This window comes from Cellulophaga omnivescoria (assembly GCF_027915275.1).
GTDB lineage: Bacteria > Bacteroidota > Bacteroidia > Flavobacteriales > Flavobacteriaceae > Cellulophaga > Cellulophaga omnivescoria.
Genome location: NZ_CP115819.1, coordinates 247,491 through 260,148, shown reverse-complemented (window position 1 = coordinate 260,148; position 12,658 = coordinate 247,491). Strand labels below are relative to the sequence as shown.

The following is a 12,658-nucleotide window of genomic DNA, read 5'->3' as shown; positions in this document are numbered from 1 at the left end:
TTTTATTGTGGAATGTAAATTACACCGCAACTAGAATCCTTTTTTGCACCAGTAACTGATGCCAATACATTAGGTTGTTCTAAGTGACGTAGTACACCCATAAATGCAAATATTAATGCTTCTTTAAATTCTATAACTGTTTTAGATGTGGTATCTATTGTAAAACTAGTACCTAACTTACTTGTTAAAGTACTCATTAAAAAGCCATTTAAAGCGCCTCCACCAGTAACTAAGAGTATGTTTTCTGCTTTATTTGATGCATTTAATAAATCATTAGAAATAGTATCGCAAATATGAACTGCAGAAGTATGTAAAATGTTCTCAATAGTATCTGCTGTCTTTTCTATAATTGGAATAATTTCTTTTTTAAACCATTCATAGCCTGTAGATTTTGGATAGGGGAGTTTGTAATATTCTAAACTGTTTAATTTATGAAGTAATTCTTTGTTTAAAACACCACTTTTAGCTAGCTCTCCGTTTTTATCGTACGCTAAATTAATGGTGTTAGTTACATAGTTTAGCAGCATATTAGCTATGCCTATATCATAAGCTACTCTTTTGTTGTTTTGTTTAAAAGATACATTACTTATACCGCCAAGATTTAGGCAAAAATCGTATTCAGAAAACAAATGCATATCACCAATTGGCACTAACGGAGCACCTTGTCCGCCAAGGGCAACATCATTACTTCTAAAATCGCAAATAGTTTGTATGCCACTAGCGTTAGCTAAATGTTGTCCAGAACCAATTTGTAAAGTGAAGCCTTTTTCTGGTTTATGGTGTGTAGTATGTCCGTGACTGGCAATAAAATTAACCCTTAAGTTATGCTCATTTACAAACAGCTTTACTTGTTCTCCTAACCAAGTCCCGTAGGAATTATGCAGCTCTGTAAACTCTGGGACAGCTAAATTTATAGCATTTTTTAGTTGAGCTTTAAATTGAGGCGTATAATCTACACTTTTTGTGTTTAGTATTTTAAATTCCCAAGTCTCATTTTTTCTTGTGAACTGACAATACGCAAGATCTAAACCATCTAAAGATGTACCAGACATTAACCCTATTACGTTGTATGTTTGCATATGTTAATTTATTGAAACTGATAATTTACCTTTAGCATCTACCTTATTTAAAAAGTGTTCTGCAGCATTTTCCTGAAAAACAGGAAAGTTTTGGTATGCTACAATTACATTTTTAGCATTACTGGTGTCTAATTTTGTTAATACATATGGGTTACCAAACACATATAATATTACATTTTTAGTAGTCATTAAATTGGTTAATAATTCTAATTCATTATTAGAAATACCAAAGTTATTTTTTGGTTTTATACTTGGCGGATATAAAGCTATAACCACATTTTCTTCAGTCTTTACAGCTTCTTTTATTTTAGATATTGTAGTTTTAGTTGTGTTGTAACTTGTAAATTTTAATTCTTCTTTTACCGTATAAAAAAAAGGATTCTCTTTATTATTGGTTATTTCAATACCAACAAACCCATCAGACTTAAAATTAGAAATGGTATTGTTATTACCTTTAACAACGGTTAAACTTTCTGTGGCTAATTTTGTGTTTAAGCTTTTTGCAGTGTAATAGCTTTTAGACGGGCTAATAACAATATTCATTGCTTTTTCTTTAAGTTGCCAAACTCGTTTAAAACTTTCTTCAATTTGTTGCTTTGTAGCATTTTTTAAAATAGTAGCTATACCTTCTTTAGGGTTTTCTGCAAAACATAATACATCATTACCAGCATCAAAAGCAATCCACTCTAACTCTCCTTTAACAGGGTATAACTTAGAAACACTTTTCATATTTAAGGCATCAGAAATAACAACATTATTAAAATTCATTTCACCTCTTAAAAGTCCTTTTATTGTTTTTTTAGATAGGGTAGTGGGTGTGTTTTTTTCTTCGGTTAGCGCAGGTACAGCCAAATGACCTATCATAACACTTTCTACTCCGTTATTTATAAGTTGCTGAAAAGGGTATAACTCATTTGCTAATAAAGCTTCTTTGGATTTATTTATTACAGGTAAGCCAATGTGCGAGTCAGTAGCTGTGTCTCCGTGACCCGGAAAATGTTTAAGACAACTAATTATTCCTTGATTTTGCATACCGTTAACAAAAGCAATGGCATTTTTAGTTACAAGTTCTTTGTTTTCTCCATAAGACCTATAACCAATAACAGGATTATTTGGGTTGTTGTTAATATCTACCACCGGAGCCAAGTTCCAATGTATACCAGCTTCTTTACAATCCTTAGCAATGTTTTTACCAACTTCATAAATAAGAGAATCTTTATTCTGCATTGCACCAAGTGTAATAGCATAGGGGTATTGCGGAGTGTTGTCTACACGCATTGCTAATCCCCATTCTGCATCAATAGCAATTAACAGTGGATATTTTGCAGCCTTTTGGTATCTTTTAATTAAAGATTTTAGTTTACTTAAACTAAGTGTGTCGTTTTTATTTTTTGCGTCATAATTAGCAGCTGCACTAATCCTGCTTTTAAAAAAGCAAAGTGCACCAATGTTTTGTTCTTTAATAAGTTGTTCTAGTTTAACAATTTCTTCTTCAGTATCATTTATATATGCAGCAGGCATAAATAGCTGACCAATTTTTTCTGTCGTACTTAATTTTTGTGTAGCCTCTGCGTAAGAGCTTATTTTATTTAAATTTTTTGGTTTGGCCTCTTTTGTAGTAGCTGTTTTAATATTAGCAACTTCCTTAGGCTTGTTATGGCAGCTGGCACATACAATTGCCATAACAATAAGTATTATATATAATGGGCTAAAAGAAGCTCTTAATTTAGTACAAGTTTGCATATCTAATTTAAATAAGTTGTTGTGCTAAAATAGGTTTTTTATTGCGTGATTTAGAATGGTGTACTTAAAAAAAGATACTCAAAGAAGATTAAAAAACTTAAATTTGATTAATTTTTGAAAAAACACTTCTATAAATGTTAGACTATACTAAAGTTACCGAATCCTCATCAAACTATACAGATTTAGAATTAATGAATACTAGTACTATTTTAACTAGTATGAATAATGAAGATAAAAAAATTGCAGATGCAGTTGCATTATGTATTCCTGAGATTACAAAATTGGTTGATGCTTTAACAGAACGCTTTAACAAAGGAGGAAGATTGTTTTATATAGGTGCGGGTACAAGTGGCAGATTAGGCATTTTAGATGCTTCTGAAATACCGCCTACTTTTGGCTTGCCGCATACTAAAGTTATTGGTATTATTGCCGGTGGCGATACAGCAATAAGGTTACCCGTAGAAAATGCTGAGGATAATAAAGAACAAGCTTGGAAAGATTTAGAAGCTTATGATATTAACCAGAATGATACTGTTGTTGGTATAGCTGCATCTGGTACAACACCTTATGTAATAGGAGGGGTAACAAAGGCTAAGAAAAACGGATTGCTAACAGCTTGTATTACTAATAATCCCGGTTCACCATTAACTAAAGCAGTAGAAATTGCAATTGCAGTTTTAGTAGGCCCTGAGTTTGTAACAGGTAGTACACGTATGAAAAGTGGAACATCACAAAAATTAGTGCTTAATATGATTTCTACAGCACTAATGATAAAAATTGGTAGAGTTAAAGGAAACAAAATGGTAAATATGCAGCTTAGTAATGATAAGTTGGTAGACCGTGGAGCACGTTATGTGGTTGAAGAGTTAAATATTCCTTATTCAGAAGCTGAAGCTTTATTAATTAAACACGGATCTGTAAAAAAAGCGGTAGAATCTTATAAAAAATAATTTTTAAAAGTATTTTATAGAGATTTAAATGTGTTATGTATAGTAAGCTCGATTTCCTTTTTTGATAGCATATTATTTTTGACACATAAAGTTTAAAAACACGGTAATTTATATATTTTTAATGGGTTACTGTGTTTTTTATTACAACATAGTTATAAATGTAACTTTAAATTATGCGTGACGTTCATCGAATTTTAAGTGATGATGTTAAAAATAGTTGTTATTTTTGTAGTAAAATACGCACTATGTAAAGTTGTTAAATGTGGCGTTAACTGTTGTATAATGTACTTTTATAGATTAAATACATAAGTACAGACACTATTTTACATTTTTTGACGTTTATATAGACCTAAGAGTTATAATAATTAAAAAAATAAAGTTTTTATAAAATTACTCTAAGAGTTTATTGCAATTCCCCAAGTTGCCATACTCTTTACAAAAATTGACTTAACCTATGCAACCAAGTAAAAGAAAACTTGCGTTATGTGCTATGCTATTAGTTTTTGGCTCTATAGTATGCACTACCGCTATTGCTAACCCTAAAGTATACGGCTTTTTAACAGACGTAATTACTTTTGATGATGCTTTATTTAAAGCATTAACATTGGAGGAGAAAAAAGAAGCTCCTACCAAAGAAAAAGTTAACTTTCTAAAAACATCAAGGAAAAAAACGGAAAGGACTAGCACTTTGGCTGCTCCGGTAATGTTTGCAACCATTATAAATGGAGCAAACGAAGAAAGTACTTGTCCGGATGATGGTAGTACTTTAGCTAAATTTTTCTTGTGTGGTACTGGTGATGATAGAACGGTGTCTTTAAGCACATCTGGTAGTTCATATGTCTGGCAAAAATTGGGGGCTGGTTGTTCTTTTGTTGGTTCAGATGATTGCCCTACATACAATAGTGCTTGTAGCGGAGATTGGGTAACAGTGGGTAACGATCCTACTTTTTTGTTAGATGCTAGCAACTCTAATGTAGAGGGTGAATATAGAGTACGGGTAGATTCTGGTGTTTACTATCATTTTAGAGTGTCATCAAACCCATTGGATCCTCAAATTACATCAAAAAATATTATTTGTGGTAACCCAGGAAATATAGAAGTTACTAACGTACCAGCTGGCTATGAGTATAGTTTAAATTCTGCTTCAGGGCCTTTTCAAGATAGTCCTTCTTTTGATATTACAACACCTGGTAACTACCAAGTGTTTGCGCAGTTAAAAAATGCACCAGCTACTTCTTGTATTTTTCCATCAGAAATAGTAACAATTTCAGAGGAATCTATGACTGTAGATGTTACAAAAACAGATATAGTTTGTAGCGGTGAAAAAGGGAATGTAGGAGTATCTGTTTCTGGAGCAACAGGTTTTTATAGTTATAGACTTTTAAAAAATGGTGTAACATTAGATACCTTTGGCCCTAGTGCAAATACAAATCATACGTTTAATAATTTAGGCCCTGGTACATACTCTGTACAAGTAGAAACTAATGATTGTGATGTTACAGTTACAGAAATTGCAGGAGACCCAATTACAATTGGTAATGGTTTAGCACCTATAGATGCAACTGCTTTTGCAACTGATAGTTTTGGTTGTGGCGCAACAAGTGTAGATGTAACTTTAGAGGTGTCTGGAGGAACGTCACCTTACCGTTATAGTTTGGATGCAGGAGCAACTTACAGTTCTACTTTTGCAAGTTCGGTTGTTTTTGCTGTTAGCTCTGCAGGAACATATAATATTTTAGTTGAAGATGTAAACGGTTGTACAAAACAAGCGGCCGTTGAAGTACAAAATATACCACCTCCAGTTTTTAATATAACTGCAGAAGATGCCAATTGTGGTGGGGCTAATAATGGTAGGTTAACGGTTAATGTAACAAACAGTAATGGTTATGCTTTAGAATATAGTAATGATAATGGTGTAACTTTTCAAAATAGTAATGTATTTTCTAGTTTAGCACCTGGTGCATACGATGTTGTTGTAAGGTACCAACAAGATACTTTTGTTTGTACAACTACACCAGTATCAGAAAGCATAGGAACTCCTTCTTCAATATCATCATCGGCATCTGCTACAGCAGACCCAAGCTGTACTAATGAAAACGGAGGAGAAATAACCTTTACACCAGCAAGTGGTGGTACAGGTCCTTATGAATATAGTATAGGCTCTGGTTTTGTAACTGGTACTACAGTTTTTCCTGGTTTATCACAAGGAAGTACTTATACACCACAAATTAGAGATGCTAATGGTTGTGTAGAGACCTTGCCAGATATAACTTTTGCTTCTTTAAATAAACCAACTGATATAGATTTTACTGTTTCTAGTATTGATTGTGTAACAGGTACAGCTACTGTAACTTTAGCTGTTACTGGCGGAGGAACAATTGCAAATTATGACATTGTTGCTCCAAGTCCAGTTTCTAACGGAACAAGTAATATTTTTACAGGCTTAGGCATAGGAAGTTACACGTTTAGAGTAACAGATGATGGCGGATGTTCTTACACAGAAAGTTTTGCAATAAATGATATAAGCTCAATAAAAGTTACTGCGCAATTACAAGACAATGTAACTTGTGTTGGAGATACAGATGGGCGTGGCCGTTTTGTTGTAGATGGGTTTGAATCTACATATGCGTACCAAATAGATTCAAATCCTACAGTAACAGGTCATTCAGATAATTTTATTAATGTTAGTGGATTAGGGGCAGGTAGTTATACAATAACAGTTACTGATGAGGATACTAATTGTGTAGAAACGGCAACATTAACTATTAACGAACCAACGTCTGCATTAACAATGGCACCAACTCTAACACCAATGAGTTGTGCTAATAATAACAGAGGTTCTATTACAGCAAATGCTTCCGGTGGTTGGGGAGGCTATAGTTATACTCTAGAAAGACCAGGTACTTTATCTGATATTGGTCCAAGGAGCAACTCTAACTTTACAGGCTTAAGTTACCCAGGAGATTATGTTTTAATAGTAGAAGATAGTGAGGGCTGTTCAACAAGTTTTAATTTTACACTTACGCCGTTAAGTTCGCCAACATTAGTTATAAATAATGGCGCATCAGATTTTTGTTTTGATAGTACAGATGCGGCAACAATAAATGTAACAGCTTCAGGTGGTGATGGCAATTATGAATATAGGGTAAATGGTGGTGCTTGGTTTGCAGGAACAGCAAATGAATCTATTGCTGCACCTGGTCCTGGTAGTTACCAAATACAGGTTAGAGACGGTAATGGTTGTACAGACACTGTAGGTAGAAATATTAGACCAGAAATGACAACTACAGTGGCTATACAAAAAGAGTTAACGTGTAGTTTAGTTCCAGGAGATGGAGATGCAGAGATAAGAGTAAATGTATCTAGCGGAAACACACCATATCAAACTTATGAGGTAAGCTTTAATGGATCAGCATATAGTCCTGCTGTAGGCTTTACAGGCTCTTCATTTGTATATACTACAGCTCTAGATGGTACATATCAATTTAGAATAACAGATAATGAAACGTGTACTGTAGAAACCAATGTTATTACACTTAGTCCAACAGAGACCATAGCAGCAACTGCTAATGTTACAGATCCTACTTGTGGAGATGATACAACTGGTAGTGTAGAGTTAGTTCCAGATACCACTGTTGGTGTGCCTCCATATCAGTATAGTTCAGACAATGTAACCTATACAAATCAGCCTGTATTTAGTAATTTATCTCCAGGTAATTATACTTATTTTGTTAGAGATAGCAGAGGTTGTGATGTTGCAGTTCCTTTTACTGTTGGCCCTGCGGCACCTGGTGTAGATGCTACCGTAGATTTTGTAGGTCCTACTTGCGGTGTAACACCAGCAGACGGACAAATAAATGTAACAGCAGTGTCTAACGGTACAGCTCCTTACACTTATACTTTATTAGACACAGCAGGTAATGTTATAGCAACGGTTGGCCCTACAGCGGCAACAACAGCTAATTTTCCTGGTTTGGCGGAGGGAGATTATGTTGTAGAAACTACAGATGCTAGTACTTGTGAAGACAGAGATGTAATTAATTTAAGACAAAATAACTTAACAATAACTCCAGTTCCAACACCTGGCCCAGATTGTTCTACGGCTTTTACTTTTCTTGTAGATATTGCAGGGGGTACAGCACCTTATTTAATTGGTTTGGTAGGAGAAACGTTAGTATCACCAAATGTAGACGCAGATACACACGATTTTACGGGACAAGTGGAGTACGGAATAACTTATTTTGTTGAGGTTTTAGATGCAGCTGGTTGTACACATATTCAGCAAATAGATCCAATTCCTACATTAAATCCATTAACTGTAGACGCAACATCTTCAGCAGCTTCTTGTGCTACTCCAGATGATGCCGATATAGATTACACAGTAGACGGTTTACCTAATGGTTCTGATATTATTATCTCTTTAACAGATACAGATACGGGCGCAATAATAAGTGGTCCAACTACAGTTAACAATGTAACCTTTCCTTACACAGGTTCTTTTACAAACTTACCAATAGGAAATTACCAGGTAATAGTTACAGAAGATACTGGGGCAGCAAATTATTGTAATGCAAGTGATTTAGTCTCTATTACCAATGATAATCCAAGACCTGTGGTAGAGCGTAATACAAATGCTAACTGTTTAAATCCAAACGGACAATTAGTCTTGCGTGGCGTGGGTGGTTCACCAGCATATACCTTTGGTGTAGTACCTACAGGAGATCCAGCACCAGCATTAACAAGCAATAATATATACGATTTGTCTCCTGGCACATACGATGTGTATATAGAAGATAGCAAAGGCTGTTCTTCTTTATTAACCGGTGTGGTAATAGATATGGATCCTACCTTAGCAAGTCCAACAGTAGATGTAACTAACCAATGTTTTGCGGTTGCCAATTATACTATAGATGTGACTTCTCCAATTTCAACAGGTAGTGCTCCAGAAACTACTTTTCAGTATGATATTGGTAATGGTTTTCAGGACAGTCCAAACTTTACTGTACCAAATGCAGGTACATATACTGTAACGGTTCGTGATGGTAATGGTTGTACAAGTAGTACGGTTGTAGAAGTATTTGATTTCTTTTCTATATCTGCAAGTGCATCATCACAACCATCTTGTAATAATGCAGACGGTATTGTAGAAGTAGAAACTACAGGTGGTAGTGGGAGGTTTAGATATGAACTAGATGATGGCACAACAGTAATTACACACGAGCCAACAGATACAGATCCAGAAATTTTTACAGGTTTGGCTCCTGGTAGCTATACCATAACAGTAACAGATTTAGATTCTAATACAAGTCCGTTATGTTCAGATATAACTACTGTAGACATAATTACAGTAAATACACCAGTAATTGATAATACTGTTGTAGAAAATGTTTCTTGTAACGGAGCAGACGATGGTAGTATAACTGTAGAGCTAGACCCAGCTTCTGCTACAGATGCACCATTTACATATAATATTTATGTAGGTACTAGCACAACACCTTTACAATCTATTGAAGATGCAACTTTTGAAAATTTAGCACCTGGAACTTACCAAGTTGAGGTAGTTTCGGATAGAGGTTGTGCTGTTAGATCTGGAAATATTAATGTTATAGAGCCAACCATATTAGAGGTTACTCCTGTAGCACCAGATTTTACTTGTAACCCTTCTGCTAACTCATTTAGTACAACAACTATTACTATTTATACAGATGATAACGGAGATGGTACAGGTACAAATACGGGTAATGGTAATTACAGCTACAGCTTAAATGATGGAACTCCTTTTTATGATGGTACTAACTTTCAAACCTCTAATACGTTTGAAATTATAGATAGAGGAGTAGACCAAACTATAGATGTTATTGTAAGAGACGATAAAGGTTGTGAAACAACAGAAACAATTACCATACTAACACCAACAGATTTAACTTTTAATTTTAATATGTTAAATCCTATTACTTGTGATGCCACAGGTTCTGGAGCATCGGCAGGTCAATTAGAAATTATTGTAGACCAAGGTCCAGGTAATTATGAAGTACAAGTATTACCACTTGGGTCGCAACCAGCTCAGCTTTCTGGAGGATCGGATCGTGTTGTTTGGGATGTTACTGTACCAGGAGATTATATTTTTGCAGTAAGAGATATAGATAGTGGTACCTGTTTGTTTGTAACACCAACAGCTACAGTTCCTGATTTTAACGTTATAAATGCCGTAATTAATGAAGTAAAACCTGTTTCTTGCTTTGGAGCAAGCGATGGTGAAATAAGTATAGAGGTAAACGATTATAATGGAGCTTATAATTATGAGGTGTTTTTAGTAGATAATACAGGAACCGAGATTACAACTGGTGTTACAGGATCTTTTGATACTACAGCGCCAATTGCAACCCCAGAAATTATTACAGGCTTGCCAGCGGGTAACTTAATAGTTAGGGTAGAGGCTTTAGCATCACCGTTTTGTGATACAACAAGTAATACAGCCCCAGTTAGGTCTCCAGACAGAGCGTTAACTACCTTAGCAGAACAAACAGCTTATGTTACGTGCCAGGTTCCAGGATTAGGAGAAATTACAGCAACATCAGACGGTGGTTGGGGTACTTATGAGTATCAGTTAGAAAAAGAAACAGCAACACCAGGTACGTATACAGTAGAGGTTGCTTATGGGGCTTCTCCAATATTTAGTGACTTATCTGAAGGGAACTACAGAGTAAGTAGCAGAGATGCTGGTGGATGTATTGTTTTTGATGATATAACACTTAGTTTACCAGTTGCTATTAATGCAGATATAGAAATTGTACAACCATTACTTTGTCCTGGAGCAAATGATGGTGTTATTAGAGCATTTAATGTAACAGGTGGTGAAGATTTAGATGGAAATGGAGAAGAGTATTTATTCCAGTTAAACAGATTAGATGCTTCTGGTGCAATTACAAACACCAGTGGATTACAAGAATCTGCTACTTTCCCTAATTTACCTTCTGGGTATTATACAATTACTGTTTTTGATGGTTGGGATTGTAGCTTTACTACACCACAAATATATATTGTAGATCCAGAACCTGTAGAGGCAGAATTAGTAGAAATTACACCTCCTGGTTGTGGAGATTTAGGAAGAATTGGCCTTAGTGTTACAAACCCAGTGGCTGGTATGGAATATTTTTACAGAAGATCAGGAACAACAGATGCTTTTGTGAGCTTTGGAGGACCAGATGTAACTTCTGTTACTATTACTATTCCAGACATTGATGCAGACCCAGGACCATTTCAATATGATGTTCAAAACGGTAATGGTTGTCCAGAGCAACAATCTAATGAGGTTGGTTTAGATAAAGCACTTCCTTTAGTTGTGGCATTAGATTTAGTAGATGCAGAAATTAAATGTCAGGGTGAAGCAACTGCCATAGTAAGGTCAGAAGCATTTGGAGGAATAGGAAATTACAGGTACACATTAGTGAATAATAATTTAGGAGGTGTACCAACGGCTCCTACTGCAGCAGATATAGTAAGACCAGAGCAGGCTTCAGGTGTATTTAGAAACTTAAGCCCAGGAACATATTATGTATATGCAACCAGTGGAGGATGTTCTGCAATATCTGATATTATTGAAATTGAACCAAAAGTACCACTAGAGGTTGTTATGTCTGAGGCAAACCCAGTAAGTTGTACAGGAGATTTTGATGGTAGTATTAGAATTGAAGCAAGAGGAGGTACAGGCCAAATTAAGTTCTCTATATCAGATACGTTAAGTGAGTTTTTTGTAGGTGACGAAAATCCAAACACAATTACTTTTGAAGATTTAGCACCAGGTACATACTCTGTATTAATACAGGATGAGGTTGGTTGTAGTATTTTAAGAGAAATTACAGTTACAGAACCAGAAGTGTTAGTTGTTGCAGATGTAGATACCACACCGGAGTTGTGTATTAATGCAGCAGATGGTACAGCTACACTGTCTATAACAGGTGGTACACCTTTTGTAGATCCAGTTACTGGAGATGAGTATTATGAGACTAGTTTAAATTCCTCAGACCCTGCAGATTTTGTTAGAAATGATGATCTATTCTTTGATAATTTAGCAGGTGGAGAAACTTATGTTGTATTTATTAGAGATGCTAATTTATGTGATACTAACGCTATTATTAATGTAGATTATGGAGTAGATTTATCTGCAACACCAATAATAGAATATGGATGTAGAGGTATATTCCCTTTTAGTACCGTAACTATAGATATGACAGATAGTAGTTTAATGTCTGACCTTATGTTTTCTTTAGACGTAGATGATATTAATGTGGCTACAACACAACATGTTTTTGGAGATTTAGAGCCAGATACAATGCATACGGTGTACATATACCATAGTAACGGATGTTCTACTTCTGTAGATTTTACATTAGATGCTTATGATCCGTTAACTCTTTCAGCAATAAAAACAGGACCTAATGAAATAACTGCTTTAGCGCAAGGAGGATATGGAGGTTATACTTACTTTTTTCAAGGAAACTCACAAGGTAGTAATACAATTTTTGAGTTAAATGAAGATGAAACAGTTACCGTGCGTGTAGAAGACGCACAAGGTTGTGTTGCTGAGGTTAAATTAGAATTTGAATTTACAGGTAAAATAGATATTCCTAATTTCTTTACTCCTAACGGAGATAATGAAAATGATAGATGGGCACCTAAAAACAGAGAGTTTTTCCCAGACATAGAGATTATTATTTATGATAGATATGGTAGAGTAGTAGCACGATTAGATGATGTTACCTCTTGGGATGGTACTTATGAAGGTAACGAAGTGCCTACTGGAGATTATTGGTATGTAGTTAATGCTAATGATAAAGAGAAACAACGATACGTTGGTCACTTTACGTTGTACAGATAATTAAAAAT

Annotated in this window: 4 protein-coding genes; 2 read left to right on the top strand and 2 right to left on the bottom strand. The window is 35.0% G+C overall.

Annotated features, from left to right (window positions below; translation table 11 throughout):
• Positions 1 to 2: 2 nt before the first annotated feature.
• Both PBN93_RS01185 and PBN93_RS01180 read right to left on the bottom strand, forming a co-directional pair.
• Positions 3 to 1,079 (bottom strand): anhydro-N-acetylmuramic acid kinase, encoded by a 1,077-nt coding sequence (locus tag PBN93_RS01185; protein ID WP_271081222.1) that lies wholly within the window; start codon positions 1,077 to 1,079, stop codon positions 3 to 5.
• 3 nt (positions 1,080 to 1,082) lie between these two features.
• Positions 1,083 to 2,822, bottom strand: coding sequence for a glycoside hydrolase family 3 protein (locus PBN93_RS01180; RefSeq protein ID WP_271081221.1), 1,740 nt, complete (start codon positions 2,820 to 2,822; stop codon positions 1,083 to 1,085).
• Between the two features lie 134 nt (positions 2,823 to 2,956).
• Between PBN93_RS01180 and murQ the strand changes: the two genes are divergently transcribed.
• Both murQ and PBN93_RS01170 read left to right on the top strand, forming a co-directional pair.
• Positions 2,957 to 3,772 (top strand): N-acetylmuramic acid 6-phosphate etherase, encoded by an 816-nt coding sequence (murQ, locus tag PBN93_RS01175; protein ID WP_271081220.1) that lies wholly within the window; start codon positions 2,957 to 2,959, stop codon positions 3,770 to 3,772.
• 454 nt (positions 3,773 to 4,226) lie between these two features.
• Positions 4,227 to 12,650, top strand: a complete 8,424-nt coding sequence (locus PBN93_RS01170) for a T9SS type B sorting domain-containing protein (protein WP_271081219.1) — start codon at positions 4,227 to 4,229, stop codon at positions 12,648 to 12,650.
• Positions 12,651 to 12,658: the final 8 nt, after the last annotated feature.